Genomic DNA, 16,699 nt, shown 5'->3' on the forward strand with positions numbered 1-16,699 from the left:
CCGCACATGTTGAAAAGCAATGGCGAACGCCTGTGGGCGAGCCTGATGGCCATGGCCGAAATCGGCGCTACCGCCCGTGGCGGCAGCTGCCGCCTGGCCCTGAGCGACGAGGACAAGGCTGGCCGTGAACTGTTCAGCCACTGGTGCCGCGAAGCCGGCCTGACGCTGACTGTGGATGCCATCGGCAACCTGTTCGCCCGCCGCGCTGGCAGCGACCCCGATGCAGCGCCGGTGATGATGGGCAGCCACCTCGACACCCAACCTGAGGGCGGCCGTTTCGATGGCGTTTACGGTGTGCTGGCAGGCCTTGAAGTGGTGCGCCGGCTCAATGATCTGAACATCCAGACGCGCAAACCGCTGGAAATCGCCGTATGGACCAACGAGGAGGGCGCCCGCTTCACCCCGGCCATGTTCGGCTCGGCGGTGTTCACCGGCACCCTGGCACTGGACGAAGCGCTGGCCATTCGCGATGCCAATGGCATCAGCGTCGCCGACGAACTGCAACGCATTGGTTACGCCGGCCGGCGCTCGCTTGGCGGCCAGGTCGATGCCTATTTCGAGGCGCATATCGAGCAAGGTCCGATCCTTGAAGACAACGCCAAGGCCATTGGCGTGGTCAGCGGCGGGCAGGCTCTCCGATGGCTCGACGTCACGGTCGAAGGCATGGCCGCACATGCCGGCACCACGCCGATGCCGCTGCGCAAGGATGCCCTGTTCGGCACCGCACGGATGATCCAGGCGGTCGAGCAACTGGCTGCCGATTTTGTCCCTGAAGGCCTGACCACGGTGGGTGAACTGTCCATTGCCAAGTCCTCGCGCAACACCATTCCGGGGCTGCTGCAGTTCACCGTCGACCTGCGTCATCACCGGGATGAAGCCATCGAGGCGATGGAACGCGACCTGAGGTTGAAGCTGCAAGCCATCGCCAATCAGCGCGGGTTGCAGGTGCGTATCGAGCGCCACTGGACAAGCCCGGCCACGCCATTCGATGCCGATTGCGTAGCCGCCGTGCAGCAGGCGGTGGATGGCCTCGGCTATGCCCAGCAGTCGATCGTCAGCGGCGCCGGCCACGACGCCATCCTGCTGGCCCGCTACTGCCCGACCGCCATGGTGTTCATTCCCTGTGTCGGCGGCCTGAGCCACAACGAAGCCGAAGACGTGTTGCCCGACGACGCCCGCCAGGGTGCCGATGTACTGCTCAATGCCGTGCTGGCCCGCGCGGGCCGTATCGAACAGGGAGATGCCTGATGCGTTGTTACTTCCACCCCGAACAACTGCTGCACCACCCACGCAGCTACTACTCGCGCGGCGCCATGCGCACCCCGCAGGAAGTCCCCGAACGCGCCCAGCGCCTGCTGCAGGCGGCCAAGGATCTGGGCTTCGACATCCGTCAGCCTGAGGACGCCGGCCTCGAACCGCTCAAGGCAGTGCATGGCGAGGCCTACCTGGCCTTCCTCGAAGAGGCCCATGCGCGCTGGAAGGAAGTGCCCGAGGACTGGGGCGACGAGGTCATGTCCAACATCTTCGTGCGTGAACCCAACGCCTTGCGCGGCATCCTCGCCCAGGCCGGGCGCTACCTGGCTGACGGCAGCTGCCCTGTAGGCGAACACACCTGGCGCTCGGCCTATTGGTCTGCGCAAAGCGCAGTGGCCGGTGCCAAGGCCATTCTCGACGGCGAGCCGGCGGCCTATGCCCTGTGCCGGCCGCCAGGCCACCATGCGCGCTTCGATGCGGCCGGTGGTTTCTGCTACATCAACAACGCCGCTGTCGCTGCCCAGGCCTTGCGCAGCCGCTACAGCCGCGTGGCCATCCTCGATACCGACATGCACCACGGGCAGGGGATTCAGGACATCTTCTACGACCGCCGGGATGTGCTGTATGTGTCGGTGCATGGTGACCCCACCAACTTCTACCCGGGTGTGGCCGGGTTCGCGGACGAGCGTGGCAGCGGTGCGGGGGAGGGGTACAACCTCAACTTGCCGATGGCGCATGGGGCTAGCGAAGCGGACTTCATGGGCCAGCTGGAGATCGCGCTGGCGGCGGTGAAGGACTTTGGCGCCGAGGTGCTGGTGTTGTCGCTGGGGTTCGATATCTACGAACTCGACCCGCAGAGCAAGGTGGCGGTGACGACTGAAGGGTTTGCGGTATTGGGCGAGCGGATTCGGGCGATGCGCTTGCCGTGCCTGATCGTGCAGGAAGGGGGGTATCACCTGGAGAGCCTGGAGGCGAACGCGCAGGCGTTTTTTGCCGACAAGGCGGACTGGCGATAAGTGCGAGGGGCCGGCAGCTGAGGAATGGCTGCCGGCCTCTTCGCGGGTGAACCCGCTCCCACGGGTACGCCATCGCCTTCGAGTGGTTGTTTACCGGTTAGCGGGTCGGGGCAGCCGAGGGCAATGCCATTAGTCCAGAATAAATACACGGGGCAACTGATATTTTTGTCAGTTGTCCGGCTTCGGAGAGCGTGTGAGTCTGTCGCCGCAGTACAGGGAATTCACTGTTCTTTCGGAGATTGATCATGGGAAGTGTAAAAGTCGCCAACACCAATTTGCTCGACCTGCCGATCCTGCTGGATTATGCGGAGGTGGACTCGAATCTGGATGGCAAAGTTTCCTACGCTGAGGTGTCGCGGTATTTCAATGGGCAGCTCGAGCGTCTGCATTTTGAACGCGCTTACCTCGATGAGCAGCACAGGCTGCTGGAGGAAAAGCTCAAGCAGGTTGCCCAGAAGTTCACGTACTTACAGAAAAAATGCTTGGCTTTTAATGATACCAATCGTGATGGCTATATTTCGTTCGATGAGTTCAAGGCAGCACTGTCGAAAATTCCTGTTGCAGTAGAGTTGGAGTAAAGGCTTGGTAGGCTTCGAGCCTGACAGCTGGTTGTGCATATCGCTGGGCTGCTTTGCAGCCCATTCGCGAGATTGGCCCGAACAGATGTAGGAGCAGCCTTGTGCTGCAAAGCGCCGCGCGCGCGGCGCTCAATCTCATAGGCACTGAAGGTGTTGTGGCGAACACCCCGCAATCCGTTACACCCCACCCCGCCGCACATGCTTCACCAACACCTTCTCCAGCAACTCCCACATCGCCGGCTCGGTACTGAACGCCACGTTGAACCGCATCCACCCGGTCGCTTTGGCATCGACCATGAACAACTGCCCAGGCCCGAGCATGATGCCTTTCTCCAGCGCATCATCCAGCAACGCCGCACTGTCTGGAATCGCCGGGTGGCGGGTCCAGATATACATCCCTTCATCCGACTCGATGAACAGCTCGAAGCCCAACCGATGCAGATGCCGGCCAACTTCCTGGTGCGCCTCGGCCAAACGCTGGCGCAGGCGCTTGAGGTGCTTGCGCCAACGCCCGTCGATGATCGCGGCATACACCACGCGCTCCATCACCTGCGAAGTGGTCAGGCCAGAGCGCATCTTCAGGTGCAGCAGCTTCTGCATCAGCTCGGGGTTGGCCAGCATGTAGCCGACCCGCACATTGGGCGAAATGCTCTTGGAGTAGCTGCCCACGTACACCACCTGCTGCAGGTGGTCGAGGCTGGCCAGGCACGGCTGCGGTTCGGCGACCATGTCGGCGTACAGGTTGTTCTCCACCAGGCGGAAGCCGTGCTGGCTGGCCAGTTGCAGCAGGCGGTGCAGCTGCGGTAGCGGCGTGCGCGAGCAGGTCGGGCTGTGCAGGTGCGGCTGGGTGAAGAATGCAGTGGGGCGGTGATGGGTGAGCAACTGTTCCAGCTGGTTCAGGTCGTAGCCGGCCGGTGTGCGCGGCACGCCGACAAGGGTCGCGCCCTGGGTGCGCAGGATGCTCATCAGGTTGGGGTAGCCGGGGTCGTCCACCAGCACCACGTCGCCCGGGCGCACCAGGGTGCGCGCGGCCAGGTCCAGGGCCTGGCTGGCGCCATGGGTAAGCATCAGCTGCGCCGGGTTGGCAACGATCGACAGTTCCTGCTGCAGGTTCTGTGCGGTCAGTGCACGCAGCTCCATCAGGCCCATGGGGTCGCCGTAGCCCGACAGCTCCAGCGGGCTGCCGGCCACCTGGCGCAGGCCGCGGCGCAGGCCGTCTTCATACATCCAGTCGTTGGGCAGCCAGCCGCACCCGGGCTTGAACGGCAATTGGCGGATTTCGAAGATCTGCTGCAGGTACCACTCGGAGTTGAACGTTGGTCGACTGGTGTCGGCCTCGGCGTTGTGCGGGTCGAGCAATTCGCCCGCCGCGCGGTTGACGAAGAACCCCGCATTGCCCCGGCTCACCAGCAGGCCCTGGGCGACCAGACGGTCGTAGGCCTCGACCACGGTGAAGGTGCTCACCGAATAGCTCGCGGCAAAGGCGCGGATCGAGGGGACCTTGGCGCCTGGCTTGAGGGTCTGGTTGTCGATCAGCTCGCGCAGCCCGTCGATGATCTGGTTCACCAGCGGGGTCGAGGAGTCTGGATGTAATTCGAACATTTGGGCCTTCAGGTTGCGTATCGCCCGGCGTTTGCAAGGTGTATTGCAAGGGCGACCTGTACAGTGCAGTGCGAGTTTCATGCCACTGTGCATGGCTCTCTGCGTCGGACATTTTTACATTAGGTGTCAGATATCGCCACCTAAAGCATGTTCAGTTCGCTCCAGGCGCCTGCCTTGGGGCGCGTCAGCAGGCCGCCATGGAAGGCCTGCGTGTGTTCGCTCACACCATCCTGCGCGCATTAGCACTGATGTACGTGAAACCGCCAGCCATCGGGGTTTCACAGTTTTCCTTGGATAAAAAGAAGCACGGGGTACACAACTGATGGACGCAACATCCACAACCACCACCGCGAAAAGCGGGCATGAGAGCAAGCTCAGTGCCTCGCTCAAGTCGCGCCACCTGACGATGATGTCGATCGCCGGGGTTATCGGCGGCGCCTTGTTCGTCGGTTCCGGCAGCGTGATTCACAGCGCCGGCCCAGCTGCTGTGCTGGCCTACCTGGCAGGCGGCATCCTGGTGGTACTGATCATGCGCATGCTGGGTGAAATGGCGACTTCCTCGCCAGACACCGGTTCGTTCTCCACCTACGCCGATCGCGCCATCGGCCGTTGGGCCGGTTTCACCATCGGCTGGCTGTACTGGTGGTACTGGGTCATCCTCATGGCCTGGGAAGCTTATGTGGCGGGCAAGATCCTGCATGGTTTCTTCCCCGACGTCAGCGTCAACGTGTTCGTGCTGGCCACGACCCTGTTGCTGATCACCGTCAACTTCTTCAACGTCAAGCACTACGGTGAGTTCGAGTTCTGGTTCGCCTTGATCAAGGTGATCGCGATTGTCTGCTTCCTGATCGTGTGTACCGCTGCCGTGCTGAACATCTGGCAGTTCGGTGAAGTGCGTGGCATCAGCCACCTCACCGCCGAAGGCTTCATGCCCAATGGCATCACTACAGTGATCGGTGCCTTGCTCGGGGTGATGTTCGCCTTCCTCGGTGCGGAAATCGTCACCATCGCCGCTTCCGAAGCCAAGGACCCGGCTGCGCAGATCGTCAAGGCGACCAACTCGGTGGTCTGGCGTGTGTGCCTGTTCTACGTGGGTTCGATCTTCCTGATCGTCTGCCTGGTACCGTGGAACGATCCGCACCTGGGCGTTTCCGGCTATGGCGCCTACCGCCGCACCCTGGAACTGCTGGGCGTGCCGTATGCCGAGCTGCTGATGAACTTCGTGGTGCTGACCTCGGTGAGCAGCTGCCTGATCTCGGGCCACTACACTGCTTCGCGCATGCTGTTCTCCCTGGCCCAGCGTGGCGACGCGCCGTCGTTCTTCAAGATCACCCGCGCCGGCACCGGTGTACCGGTGTACGCGATCATGGGTTCGTGCGCCGTGGCCGTGGTGTGTGCGCTGATCAACTTCAGCGAGACCCTGCGCCCGAAAGACGTGCTGGAAACCCTGATGAACACCACCGGCATGATCGCCCTGCTGGTGTACCTGGTGATTGCTTTCTCGCAGCTGCGCATGCGCCGCAAGCTGGTTGCCGAAGGCAAGGAAGTACGCCTGAAGATGTGGCTGTTCCCATGGCTGACCTACCTGGTGATCGCGTTCATCGTGGCTGCTCTGGTGACCATGGCCTTCATGCCTGACTACCAGATCCTGGTGATTTCCACCGGTATCGCCGCGGCAATCGTGGTGGCGATGGGTGTAGTGCACCAGATCCGTACTGGCAAGCAGCACTAAGCGTCACTCGCTTCTCGAAACGGCCGGCTCCCTGGGGGACCCGGCCGTTTTGCGTTATTGGGCCAGGTTTTGTGGGAGCGCGTCAGACCTATCAGAACAGTGCAGATGGCAATATGCTGAACACATTGCCCGCCCAAAGGAGCTTCACATGGCCTGGTCCGCCACCCAGTATTCGCTGTTCGAAGACGAGCGTACCCGCGCCGTGCGCGACCTGCTCGCCGCTGTGCCACCACGCCCGGTACGCCACGCCACCGACCTGGGCTGTGGCCCTGGCAATTCCACCGAGGTGCTGCTGCAACGTTATCCGGATGCCCAGGTGACTGCCCTGGACAGCGACCCGGACATGATCGACAAGGCCCGCGAGCGCAAACGGCTGTGCATCCCCCGCGTGCGCACAGTCATCGCTGACATTGCCGGCTGGACCGCCCCCGAGCCGCAGGACCTGATCCTGGCCAATGCCTCGCTGCAATGGGTACCCGACCACGCCTCGCTGTACACGCACCTGGTGCGCCAGCTGAGCGAAGGTGCCAGCCTGGCCGTGCAGACCCCGGACAACCTGGATGAGCCGGCCCACCGGCAACTGCGCGAAATCGCCAGCCAGGGCCCTTGGGCGGCGAAGTTCGCCGATTTCCAACTACCGCCTCGGCACAACGCGGCGTTCTATTACGATCTGCTCAGCCCGTTGTGCGCGCGGGTGGATGTGTGGCGTACCACCTACCACCACCCTTTGGCCGGCGGTGCCGAAGCCGTGGTGGAATGGTTCAAGGGATCGGCCTTGCGACCGTACCTGGGGCGGTTGGAGGAGCAGGAGCAGGCGGATTTCCTGCAGATGTACCTGCAAGCGATGCAGCGCGACTACCCGCCGGCCACCGATGGCAAGGTGCTGTTGCCGTTCCCGCGGCTGTTCGTGATCGCTACCCGCTAGGGCGGCGCCAGCGGCAGGCCACGTAGCTGTAGATGCCGAGATTGAGCAGCAGCACGAACGTGCCCAGCAGCAGCTGGATGTGCGGTGTCAGCCCGGCGGGGTAGATCAACGGCCAGATATAGTGTTCGACGAAGCCGCCCTGATAGCCCGCGTCACCAGCCGCGCTGCGCATGCGGTTTTCCCAGGTGGTCAGCGGGCAGCCCAGGTGCAGGCATTCCACCGCCAGGCCCCAGGCCATCGCCGGCAGGTGCAGCAGCAGGGCAGGGCGCCAGCGCAGTACCAGCAGGCCGCCGAACAGCACCAGCAGGATGAAGAGCAGGTGCAGCAGGACCAGGGTGTCGGCGGCAAGGCGGTAGAGCATGGGTTGTGTGCCGAGGGTTGAGGTTATCCCAGCATAGTTGGGTTGCCTGTGCTGGCCTCTTCGCGGGTGAACCCGCTCCCACAGGTACTCCACAGAGCTTGAGAGCTGCCTGCATTGGTCTCCCACAGGTACCGTGCCAATCTGAGCCTTAGTGCGGCCCCTGTGGGAGCGGGTTCACCCGCGAAGAGGCCGGCACAGGCTTACAACCCTTCCTCCACCATCTGCAGGAAGGTCGCCACCACCCGCCGCGTGCGCTGCTCGCTCAGGCACACCAGTGTCTCGGTCAGGTGCCGCTGGCAATCGACGATCGGCAACGCGCACACCCGCGCATCCGCACCAAACTCAGCCGCCGACACCACCCCCACACCAATCCCCACCACCACCGCCTCCCGCGCCGCTTCCCGGCCTTCCACCTGGATCGCCGGGCGAATCCGCAGCCCGGCCCGTTGCATTTCTTCTTCCAGCGTCTGCCGCGTCACCGACCCGGGCTCGCGCAGCACCAGCGGCGTATCGTCCAGATCCGCCAGGCTGATCGCGCCGCGGCTGGCCCAGGGGTGCTGGTGCGAGACAAACGCCACCATCGGGTCGCGGCGCAGCGGCAGGCAGTGCAGCCGCTCATCGTCGACGTCCCGCCCCAGCAGGGCCAGGTCGGCCTGGTAGCTGAACAGCCGGGCCAGCGACTCGTCGGTGTTGCCGGTCTCGATCTTTACCTGGATGCCCGGGTAGCGCTGGCAGAAGCGGGCGATCTGCGGCAGCACGTGCACCGGCGCGTCCACCGCCAGCACCAGGCTGCCGGTGTGCAGCGCACGCGAATCCTGCAGCAGTTCATGGGCCTCGGCCTCGCAGGCGAACAGGCGCTGGCTGATGCCCAGCAGGCGTTCGCCGAGGTCTGTGAGCTGCACCGAACGCTTGTTGCGGTGGAACAGCAAGACGCCGAAGCGCTCCTCCAGTTTGCGCACCTGGTCCGACACCGCGGGCTGGGTAAGAAACAGCTTTTCGGCGGCGCGGGTAAAGCTGCCGTGCACCGCCACGGCGTGGAAGGCCTTGAGTTGTGCGTGGGAAACCGACATGACGACCTCAGTAACAAGCTGGGCTTATGTGTGAAATACGATAAATCGATTTTATTTATCTTAGCGCAACTGTTTCCATGCATGTCAGCCCGACGCTGGCACCACAAGTGCTGACCAGGGCCATGGCACCCAAACGGCGCCATCTGACCCGATGACAGCCTCGTCATCGCTGTGCGTAACACAAGAACAAGACAGGCGTTTCTTCACATTCTGCCGGCACACTCAAGCAAGAGGTCAGACTTACATGAACCAATCCCTAGCCGCGTTCAAACGCTGGCGTATCCAGATTTTCGCCATTACCTGGCTGGCCTACGCCGCCTTCTACTTCACCCGCAAGGCCTTCTCGGTGGCCAAGCTGGGCATCGGTGAAGACCCCGACTTCATGCTCGACAAGGCCGCCATGGCCAACCTCGACGCCATCTACCTGGCCGCCTACGCCGTGGGCCAGTTCACCTGGGGCATGCTTGCCGACCGCTTTGGCCCACGCGTGGTGGTGCTCGGCGGCCTGCTGATTTCTGCTGTTGCGGCGGTGGTGATGGGCAGTTACGCCACATTCCCGATCTTCGCCACCTGCATGCTGGTGCAGGGCCTGGCGCAATCCACCGGCTGGGCCGGGTTGTGCAAGAACATCGGCAGCTTCTTCCCGGCGTCGCAGCGTGGGCGGGTGCTGGGCCTGTGGAGCTCCTGCTATGCCTTCGGCGGCCTGGTGGCCTCGCCGTTCGCCGGCTGGTGGGCCTATACCCTGGTCGGTACCTGGCACGCGGCGTTCTTCTCCAGTGCCGCGGTGGTGGCGCTGGTGGCCGTGCTGTTCTTCTTCCTGCAGCGCAACAAGCCTGAAGACGTCGGCCTGCCGGCGGTGGAGCCCGAGCCGCAGAGCATGGCCCCGGCCGGCAACCTGTGCAGCGTGTGGGCGCCCCTGAAGGAGATCATGCGCAACCGCACGGTGCTGACCCTGGGGCTGGCGTACTTCCTGTTGAAACCGGCGCGCTACGCCATCCTGCTGTGGGGGCCGGTGATCGTCTTCGAGCAGATGCCCTCGGTGGGCAAGGTGGGGGCAGCGATCATCCCGACAGCCTTCGAACTTGCCGGGCTGCTCGGCCCGATCATCATCGGCCTGGCCTCCGACAAGCTGTTCGGCGCCCGGCGCATGCCGGCCTGTGTCATCAGCCTGGTGCTGCTGACCGTGGCGCTGGCGGCATTCATGGCGGCCATGCACACCGGCAGCGTGATCCTGGTGGTGGCCCTGCTGTTCGTCATGGGCCTGACCCTGTACGGGCCGGATTCGATGATCAGCGGTGCTGCGGCCATCGACTTCGGCACCGCCAAGGCCGGTGCCACCGCAGCAGGTTTCGTCAACGGCTGCGGCTCGGTGGGGGCGGTGCTGGGCGGGCTGCTGCCGGGGTACTTCGATGGCGTCACGGTGTTCATCGTGTTTGCCGGCTGCGCGCTGTTCTCGGCGCTGGTGCTGCTGCCGCACTGGAACAGCCGCCCAGCCAGCGCTGCGCAAAGCACCGACGTGGCACCGAATACCAGCATGGCAATCAAGCCACTGCGTACCTGAAAGGAAAGCGAGCGAATGAGACCCTTCTGGCTGCAACAGGCCCTGGATTCGGCGCAAGAGGCGGTGTGCCCGCCGCTGCAAGGCGATGCCCGTTGCGATGTATGCATCGTCGGCGGCGGCTATACCGGGCTGTGGACCGCACTGATGCTCAAGGAAGCGGTGCCGGCCCTGGATATCGTGCTGATCGAGGCCGATATCTGCGGTGCCGGTGCCAGTGGCCGCAATGGTGGCTGTGCGTTGTCGTGGTCGGCCAAGTACTTCACCCTCGAGCGGTTGTTCGGGGTGGCCGAGGCGGTGCGCCTGGTGCGTGAGTCGGAGCGCAGCATCGGTGAGATCGGCGCGTTCTGCGCGGCCAATGGCATCGACTGCGACTACCGCCTGGATGGCACGCTGTACACCGCCACCAACGCCGCGCAGGTCGGCGCCACCGACGCGGTGATCGCCGCGCTGGAGCAAAAGGGGATCAATTCGTTTCGCCGCCTGCCGCTGCAGCAGCTGCAGCGCCTGGCGGGTTCGGCGCGGCACCTGGAAGGCTGGTTCTCGCCGGCCGCGGCCACGGTGCAGCCGGGCAAGCTGGTGCGCGGCCTGCGCCGGGTGGCCTTGCAGCGTGGCGTGCGCATCCATGAGGGCACCGCCATGACCGGCCTGGAACACGGCGCCCCGGTGCAGGTGCGCACGGCCCATGGCACGGTGCGCGCCGACCGCGTGGTATTGGGCCTGAATGCCTGGATGGCGCGAGCTTTCCCGCAGTTCGAGCGCAGCGTGGCGATTGTTTCCAGCGACATGGTGATCACCGAACCTTGCCCTGAGCTGCTGCACCAGATCGGCCTGGACAGTGGCATCAGCGTGCTCGATTCGCGGATATTCGTGCATTACTACCACAACACCTCCGATGGTCGGCTGATGCTCGGCAAGGGCGGCAATACCTTCGCCTATGGCGGGCGCATGTTGCCGGTGTTCGACCAGCCGTCGCCGTACCGGCCGCTGCTGCGTGAAAGCCTGGGCGGGTTCTTCCCGGCACTGGCGCAAGTGCCGCTGGCGGCCAGCTGGAACGGGCCGTCCGACCGCTCGGTGACCGGTTTGCCGTTCTTTGGCCGGCTGAACGGGCAGGGCAACGTATTCTACGGCTTTGGTTACTCCGGCAGCGGCGTCGGGCCGTGCCACATGGGCGGGCAGATTCTGTCGTCGCTGGCGCTGGGGCTGGACAACCCATGGACCCGTTCGCCGCTGGTCAAGGGGCCGCTGGGGCTGTTCCCGCCCGAGCCGATTCGCTACCTGGGCTCGCTGATGGTACGCAATGCCATCCGCCGCAAGGAGCGGGCAGAGGACCGTGGGCAGCGGCCGCGGAGGCTGGATGTGCGGTTGGCGCGGTTCGCGGCGGCGGCGGGCAAAGCCGATAAAGGCTGATGAGATTTCTTGTCGAATACAGGCCAGAGGGCGTATAAACTGCACCCACTTTTGGCCGGTCGCTTCCTGAACCGGCCGCTGAAACAAGAGAGTCGACATGGGCGCACAGTGGAAAGCCAAACATAAAGAAGCCGCGGCCAACGCCAAAGGCAAGATCATGGGCAAGCTGTCCAAAGAGATCCAGATCGCCGCCAAGTCCGGCGCCGACCCGGACATGAACCCACGCCTGCGCCTGGCCATCGAGCAGGCCAAGAAGGCCTCGATGACCCGCGAGACCCTGGAGCGCGCAATCCGCAAGGGCGCGGGCCTGGACGGCGATGCCGTGCAGTACTCGGCGGTAAGCTACGAAGGTTTCGCCCCGCACCAGGTGCCGCTGATCGTCGAGTGCCTGACTGACAACGTCAACCGCACCGTCGCGCAGATCCGCGTGCTGTTCCGCAAGGGCCAGCTGGGTGCCAGCGGTTCGGTGGCCTGGGACTTCAACCATGTCGGCCTGATCGAAGCCACCCCGAACGGCGACGCCGACCCGGAAATGGCGGCCATCGAAGCCGGCGCCCAGGACTTCGAGGAAGGCGACGAAGAGGGTTCGACCCTGTTCATCACCGACACCACCGACCTGGACGCCGTGCAGAAGGCCCTGCCGGAGCACGGCTTCACCGTGACCTCGGCGAAGATTGGCTACACCCCGAAGAACCCGGTGAGCGCGGCCAGCCTGAGTGCCGAAGCGCTGGCCGAGGTGGAAGCGTTCCTCGAGGCGATCGACGAGAACGATGACGTGCAGAACGTTTATGTCGGCCTGACTGACTGATCTGCTTCTCTGGGGCCGCTTTGCGGCCCAATCGCCGGCAAGCCAGCTCCCACAGGTACAGCACAAGCCCCGATGGTTGTGGTGACCCTGTGGGAGCTGGCTTGCCGGCGATTGGACCGGTCGATCCTTAGACGGGAGCCTGTATGAACCCCGCTTTCGCCTCCCTCAGCCTCGCCCACCTGCGCACCCTCGACCACCTGCTGCAGCTGAAGAACCTCAGCCACGCCGCCGAGCGCCTGGGCGTCAGCCAGTCCGCCCTCAGCCGCCAGCTGGCCCATTTGCGCGAAGCCTTCGACGACCCCTTGCTGGTACGCCAGGGCCGCGGTTACGTGCTCAGCGAACACGCCGAGGCCCTGGTCGAACCCCTGCGCCAGGTTCTCGAGGAGCTGCACGCCCTGCGCCAACCCGCGGTGTTCGACCCGGGGCGCTGCGAGCGGCGTTTCTGCTTGGCCGCTTCGGACTACGTGGCCGAGCATATGCTGCCGCTGCTGGTGGCGGCGCTGGAGCGCGAAGCGCCGGGTGTATCGCTGGAGTACCGCACCTGGCAGGCCGGCCAGTACGCCTTGCTGGCCAGCGGCGAGATCGACCTGGCCACCACGTTGTTCGACGAGTCGCCACCCAACCTGCACGGTCGGCTGTTGGGCGAGGACCGGGCAGTGTGCCTGATGCGCAACGACCACCCGCTGGCTGCCCACGGTGCGCTCAGCCAGGCCGACTACCTGGGCCACAAGCATGTGCGTATTTCCGGCGGAGGCGACAAGGACAGCTTCATCGACCGCCACTTGCGCGCCCAGGGCCTGCAACGGCGGGTCAGCCTGGAAGTGCCGTTCTTCTCGGCCACCGTGCAGGTGATTGCCAACAGCCAGGCGCTGGCCACCGTGCCCGAGCACATCGCCCGGCAGCTGTGCCGCCTGCATGACCTGGCCTGGCGGCCTTTGGGTTTCATCGACCACAGCCAGCGCTACTGGGTGGTGTGGCACCAGCGCCTGCAGGCCTCGGCCGAACACCGCTGGTTGCGCAACCGGGTGTTCGAGTTGTGGCGCCAGTCGCAGTTCGGTGTGCAGGGCGGGCATGCGGGTTTGCCATAGCAGGTATGCGCGAGGTGGGGTTATTCACTTCGGGATAGGTGCCTAGACTGGGGCATTGTGTTGCCTGTACCGGCCTCTTCGCGGGTAAACCCGCTCCTACAAACGATGCAATACCTGTGGGAGCGGGCGTGCCCGCGAAGAGGCCAGCACAGGCAGCGAAAAAACCCACAGGAGACCCCAGGTGACCCCCGAACAATTCCGCCAGTACGGCCACCAACTGATCGACCTGATCGCCGACTACCGCCAATCCGTCGGCGAGCGCCCGGTCATGGCCCAGGTCGAGCCCGGCTATCTCAAGGCCGCCTTGCCCGCTCAGGCCCCCCGGCAAGGCGAACCTTTCGCAGCGATCCTCGACGACGTCAACCAGTTGGTCATGCCCGGCCTGTCCCATTGGCAGCACCCGGACTTCTACGGCTACTTCCCCTCCAATGGCACCCTTTCGTCGGTCCTCGGTGACTTCCTCAGCACTGGCCTGGGCGTGCTGGGCCTTTCCTGGCAGTCCAGCCCGGCCCTGAGCGAGCTGGAGGAAACCACCCTCGACTGGCTGCGTCAGCTGCTCGGCCTGTCTGGCCAATGGAGCGGGGTGATCCAGGACACCGCATCCACCAGCACCCTGGTGGCGCTGATCTGCGCACGGGAACGCGCCAGCGATTACGCACTGGTACGCGGCGGCCTGCAAGCCCAGGCCAAGCCGCTGATCGTCTATGTCAGCGCCCATGCCCACAGCTCGGTGGACAAAGCCGCATTGCTGGCCGGTTTTGGCCGCGACAACATACGCCTGATCCCGACCGACGAACGCTACGCTCTGCGCCCGGAGGCCCTCCAGGTTGCGATCGAGCAGGATTTGGCCGCTGGCAACCAGCCTTGCGCGGTGGTCGCGACCACCGGCACCACCGCCACCACGGCCCTCGACCCACTGCGGCCGATCGGCGAGATCGCCCAGGCCCATGGCCTGTGGCTGCATGTGGACTCGGCCATGGCCGGCTCTGCGATGATCCTGCCGGAATGCCGCTGGATGTGGGACGGTATCGAGCTGGCCGATTCGCTGGTGGTCAACGCGCACAAGTGGCTGGGCGTGGCCTTCGATTGCTCGATCTACTACGTGCGCGACCCGCAGCACCTGATCCGGGTCATGAGCACCAACCCCAGCTACCTGCAGTCGGCGGTGGACGGCGAGGTGAAGAACCTGCGTGACTGGGGTATCCCGCTGGGCCGCCGGTTCCGTGCGTTGAAGCTGTGGTTCATGCTGCGCAGCGAGGGGGTCGAGGCGTTGCAGGCGCGGCTGCGGCGTGACCTGGACAATGCCCAGTGGCTGGCCGGGCAGATCGGCGCGGCGGCGGAGTGGGAGGTGCTGGCGCCGGTGCAGTTGCAGACATTGTGCATTCGCCATCGGCCGGCGGGGCTGGAAGGGGAGGCGCTGGATGCGCATACCAAGGGCTGGGCCGAACGGCTGAATGCGTCCGGGGATGCCTATGTGACGCCGGCGACGCTGGATGGGCGGTGGATGGTGCGGGTGTCGATTGGCGCATTGCCGACCGAGCGGGAGCATGTCGAACAGCTCTGGGCGCGCTTGCAGGAAGTGGTCAAGGGCTGAAACTGCCGGGGCCGCGTTGCGGCCCATTCGCGGGCAAGCCCGCTCCCACAGGATCGCATCAAGGCTCAAGCTGACACGGTACCTGTAGGAGCGGGCTTGCCCGCGAAAGGGCTCCCACAGGGACCGCCCAAGACTTGAAGCCTGTGCGGTCAAGGTAGGAGCGGGCTTGCCCGCGAAAGGGCTGCAGAGCAGCCCCCTGCAATCTCAGTTGCTCACCGCCTGAAAGCTCCCTTTACGGCTAGCTTCATACGCGGTCTTGTCCATCGGCTTGGCATCGGGGTTACCCAGGTCTTCCATCGCCAGGCGATGGGTTTCCGGGGCGATGTACGCTGCCAGGGCACACACGCAGGTGATGAAGAACGCCAGGCTACCAACCACCAACGGGATGTTGTCCGAACCGGGCGGGGCTACCAGGGCGAACAGCGCCGGCAGCATGGCGGTCAACATGGTGCCGATGTTCTGCGCGATGGCCATGGCCGAAACACGGTAGCGGGTGTGGAACAGCTCTGGGTAGAAGCTTGGGAACACCGCGTTGTAACCCTGGTACACCATGCCCCACATCACGATCGACGAGGCGAACGCCAGCGGTACGTTCTGGATGCTGATCGCATACAGGTAGACGAAGGCAAGCAGGCCAGAGCCCAGGCAACCGGCGATCATGGTCGGGCGACGGCCAATCTTGTCGGACAGGTTGCCGACAAACGGAATCACCAGCACCGCGACGATGTTGCCGACTACCGGAATCCACAGGTACACGCTCTTGTCGAAGCCGATGCCATAGGCCGGTTGCACCGCGTAGGCCGCACCGAAGATGGTAGCGACCACCGGGATCACGTTCATCAAGGCCATGAACATCACCAGCACCATGTGCTTCCAGCTGTGGCGGAAGGCCTCGCTGATCGGCGACTTGGCGACCTTGTCCTGCTTCTCTTCCTTCACGAACGCCGGGGTTTCGTGCACTTCCTTACGGATGATGAAGCCGGCGATCAGCACGAAGGCGCTCAGCAGGAACGGAATGCGCCAGCCCCAGTCGTTGAAGGCTTCGCTAGGCATGAAGTAGGCCAGTGGCAGGAACACTGCCGCCGCCAACACCTGGCCAGCCTGCACGCCTTGCAAGGTGAAACTGGCGTAGTAGCCCCGTCGACCGAACGGTGCGTGCTCCATGATCATGGAACTGGCTCCGGAGATTTCCCCGGCCACGGCAAAGCCCTGGACCAGGCGCAGCACCACCAGCAACGCCGGGGCGAGCAGGCCGATGTCGTGGTAGGTGGGCAGCAGGCCAACGGCCATGGTCGACAGGCCCATCAGGAACATGCACAGCAGCAGTACGTTCTTGCGGCCGCGGGTGTCACCCCAGTGGCCCAGCACGAAGGCGCCGACCGGGCGCGCCAGGTAACCCACGCCGTAGGTGGCCAGCGAGGCGATGATGGCCATTTTCGGGTCGGTGTTGGGGAAGAAGATCTGCGGGAAAATCAGCGCAGCAGCCTGGGCGTAGATGAAGAAGTCGTAGTACTCGAGTGCCGAGCCTATCCATCCACTGGCAGTCGCTTTCTTGGCTTGAGAGCTGGAGTGAGCCATCGTTGTCTCCGTTGTTATTGTTGTTTGCACAGGTTCCGCCGGAGATTCGCCAAGGCAGGAGGCGAGGGTCGGTGTGCCTGCGTCTGTGGTTCATGTTGACCACGGGCCAGTGGGCTGGCAATTCG

The 16,699-nt window shown here is 64.4% G+C and carries 15 protein-coding genes; 11 read left to right on the plus strand and 4 right to left on the minus strand.

Translation table 11 applies throughout. The annotated features are described in order from the left end of the window. Positions 1-6: 6 nt before the first annotated feature. From QN085_RS10210 to QN085_RS10220, 3 genes are all read left to right on the plus strand, one after another. The gene (locus QN085_RS10210) at positions 7-1,248 is read left to right on the plus strand and encodes a Zn-dependent hydrolase (protein WP_013972047.1); all 1,242 of its coding nucleotides are present in this window, start codon (positions 7-9) and stop codon (positions 1,246-1,248) included. Next, entirely contained in the window at positions 1,248-2,270 is a 1,023-nt protein-coding gene (locus QN085_RS10215) for a histone deacetylase family protein (protein WP_041506092.1), read from the plus strand. The genes QN085_RS10210 and QN085_RS10215 overlap by 1 nt, the downstream gene beginning before the upstream one ends. A gap of 245 nt (positions 2,271-2,515) precedes the next feature. Continuing rightward, positions 2,516-2,848 (plus strand): EF-hand domain-containing protein, encoded by a 333-nt coding sequence (locus QN085_RS10220; protein ID WP_023661945.1) that lies wholly within the window; start codon positions 2,516-2,518, stop codon positions 2,846-2,848. A 177-nt stretch (positions 2,849-3,025) separates the two neighbouring features. Here the strand turns inward: QN085_RS10220 and QN085_RS10225 are convergent, their stop codons facing one another. Then, positions 3,026-4,450, minus strand: a complete 1,425-nt coding sequence (locus QN085_RS10225) for an aminotransferase-like domain-containing protein (RefSeq protein ID WP_015269943.1) — start codon at positions 4,448-4,450, stop codon at positions 3,026-3,028. Between the two features lie 197 nt (positions 4,451-4,647). Here QN085_RS10225 and QN085_RS10230 point away from each other — a divergent pair, with 197 nt between their 5' ends. From QN085_RS10230 to tam, 3 genes are all read left to right on the plus strand, one after another. Next, positions 4,648-4,773 carry a hypothetical protein gene (locus QN085_RS10230; protein WP_023661944.1) on the plus strand — a complete coding sequence of 42 codons (126 nt, stop codon included), beginning with the start codon at positions 4,648-4,650 and terminating at the stop codon, positions 4,771-4,773. After that, positions 4,773-6,182: an amino acid permease gene (locus QN085_RS10235; RefSeq protein ID WP_013972050.1), complete on the plus strand. Its 1,410-nt coding sequence runs from the start codon at positions 4,773-4,775 to the stop codon at positions 6,180-6,182. Before QN085_RS10230 ends, QN085_RS10235 begins: the two co-directional genes overlap by 1 nt. A gap of 148 nt (positions 6,183-6,330) precedes the next feature. Then, entirely contained in the window at positions 6,331-7,107 is a 777-nt protein-coding gene (gene tam, locus QN085_RS10240; RefSeq protein ID WP_023661943.1) for a trans-aconitate 2-methyltransferase, read from the plus strand. On the opposite strand, the gene QN085_RS10245 is transcribed toward tam, so the two are convergent. Then, on the minus strand, positions 7,097-7,468 hold the full coding sequence (locus QN085_RS10245) for a DUF2784 domain-containing protein (RefSeq protein WP_031324779.1): 372 nt from the start codon (positions 7,466-7,468) through the stop codon (positions 7,097-7,099). The genes tam and QN085_RS10245 overlap by 11 nt on opposite strands. Before the next feature lie 200 nt (positions 7,469-7,668). Beyond that, positions 7,669-8,538, minus strand: coding sequence for a LysR substrate-binding domain-containing protein (locus QN085_RS10250; RefSeq protein WP_013972053.1), 870 nt, complete (start codon positions 8,536-8,538; stop codon positions 7,669-7,671). 244 nt (positions 8,539-8,782) lie between these two features. Between QN085_RS10250 and QN085_RS10255 the strand changes: the two genes are divergently transcribed. From QN085_RS10255 to QN085_RS10275, 5 genes are all read left to right on the plus strand, one after another. Then, positions 8,783-10,099, plus strand: coding sequence for an MFS transporter (locus QN085_RS10255; protein ID WP_003259277.1), 1,317 nt, complete (start codon positions 8,783-8,785; stop codon positions 10,097-10,099). A 15-nt stretch (positions 10,100-10,114) separates the two neighbouring features. Further along, positions 10,115-11,506, plus strand: coding sequence for an FAD-dependent oxidoreductase (locus QN085_RS10260; RefSeq protein WP_024086771.1), 1,392 nt, complete (start codon positions 10,115-10,117; stop codon positions 11,504-11,506). A 97-nt stretch (positions 11,507-11,603) separates the two neighbouring features. Next, positions 11,604-12,314, plus strand: a complete 711-nt coding sequence (locus QN085_RS10265) for a YebC/PmpR family DNA-binding transcriptional regulator (protein ID WP_013972055.1) — start codon at positions 11,604-11,606, stop codon at positions 12,312-12,314. 143 nt (positions 12,315-12,457) lie between these two features. After that, positions 12,458-13,402 carry a LysR family transcriptional regulator gene (locus tag QN085_RS10270; protein ID WP_023661576.1) on the plus strand — a complete coding sequence of 315 codons (945 nt, stop codon included), beginning with the start codon at positions 12,458-12,460 and terminating at the stop codon, positions 13,400-13,402. A gap of 181 nt (positions 13,403-13,583) precedes the next feature. After that, positions 13,584-14,996, plus strand: coding sequence for a DOPA decarboxylase (locus QN085_RS10275; RefSeq protein ID WP_023661575.1), 1,413 nt, complete (start codon positions 13,584-13,586; stop codon positions 14,994-14,996). 204 nt (positions 14,997-15,200) lie between these two features. On the opposite strand, the gene QN085_RS10280 is transcribed toward QN085_RS10275, so the two are convergent. Beyond that, positions 15,201-16,574 carry an MFS transporter gene (locus QN085_RS10280; protein WP_013972058.1) on the minus strand — a complete coding sequence of 458 codons (1,374 nt, stop codon included), beginning with the start codon at positions 16,572-16,574 and terminating at the stop codon, positions 15,201-15,203. Between the last annotated feature and the right edge of the window lie 125 nt (positions 16,575-16,699).

Source organism: Pseudomonas sp. M2(2023), from assembly GCF_030263955.1.
Taxonomy (GTDB): domain Bacteria; phylum Pseudomonadota; class Gammaproteobacteria; order Pseudomonadales; family Pseudomonadaceae; genus Aquipseudomonas; species Aquipseudomonas asiatica.

What these genes read in the sequence shown, in the direction of transcription:
- QN085_RS10210 (WP_013972047.1), top strand. Translation starts at nt 7, where the DNA reads ATGTTGAAAAGCAATGGCGAACGCCTGTGGGCGAGCCTGATGGCCATG.
- QN085_RS10215 (WP_041506092.1), top strand. Translation starts at nt 1,248, where the DNA reads ATGCGTTGTTACTTCCACCCCGAACAACTGCTGCACCACCCACGCAGC.
- QN085_RS10220 (WP_023661945.1), top strand. Translation starts at nt 2,516, where the DNA reads ATGGGAAGTGTAAAAGTCGCCAACACCAATTTGCTCGACCTGCCGATC.
- QN085_RS10225 (WP_015269943.1), bottom strand. Translation starts at nt 4,450, where the DNA reads ATGTTCGAATTACATCCAGACTCCTCGACCCCGCTGGTGAACCAGATC.
- QN085_RS10230 (WP_023661944.1), top strand. Translation starts at nt 4,648, where the DNA reads ATGGAAGGCCTGCGTGTGTTCGCTCACACCATCCTGCGCGCATTAGCA.
- QN085_RS10235 (WP_013972050.1), top strand. Translation starts at nt 4,773, where the DNA reads ATGGACGCAACATCCACAACCACCACCGCGAAAAGCGGGCATGAGAGC.
- tam (WP_023661943.1), top strand. Translation starts at nt 6,331, where the DNA reads ATGGCCTGGTCCGCCACCCAGTATTCGCTGTTCGAAGACGAGCGTACC.
- QN085_RS10245 (WP_031324779.1), bottom strand. Translation starts at nt 7,468, where the DNA reads ATGCTCTACCGCCTTGCCGCCGACACCCTGGTCCTGCTGCACCTGCTC.
- QN085_RS10250 (WP_013972053.1), bottom strand. Translation starts at nt 8,538, where the DNA reads ATGTCGGTTTCCCACGCACAACTCAAGGCCTTCCACGCCGTGGCGGTG.
- QN085_RS10255 (WP_003259277.1), top strand. Translation starts at nt 8,783, where the DNA reads ATGAACCAATCCCTAGCCGCGTTCAAACGCTGGCGTATCCAGATTTTC.
- QN085_RS10260 (WP_024086771.1), top strand. Translation starts at nt 10,115, where the DNA reads ATGAGACCCTTCTGGCTGCAACAGGCCCTGGATTCGGCGCAAGAGGCG.
- QN085_RS10265 (WP_013972055.1), top strand. Translation starts at nt 11,604, where the DNA reads ATGGGCGCACAGTGGAAAGCCAAACATAAAGAAGCCGCGGCCAACGCC.
- QN085_RS10270 (WP_023661576.1), top strand. Translation starts at nt 12,458, where the DNA reads ATGAACCCCGCTTTCGCCTCCCTCAGCCTCGCCCACCTGCGCACCCTC.
- QN085_RS10280 (WP_013972058.1), bottom strand. Translation starts at nt 16,574, where the DNA reads ATGGCTCACTCCAGCTCTCAAGCCAAGAAAGCGACTGCCAGTGGATGG.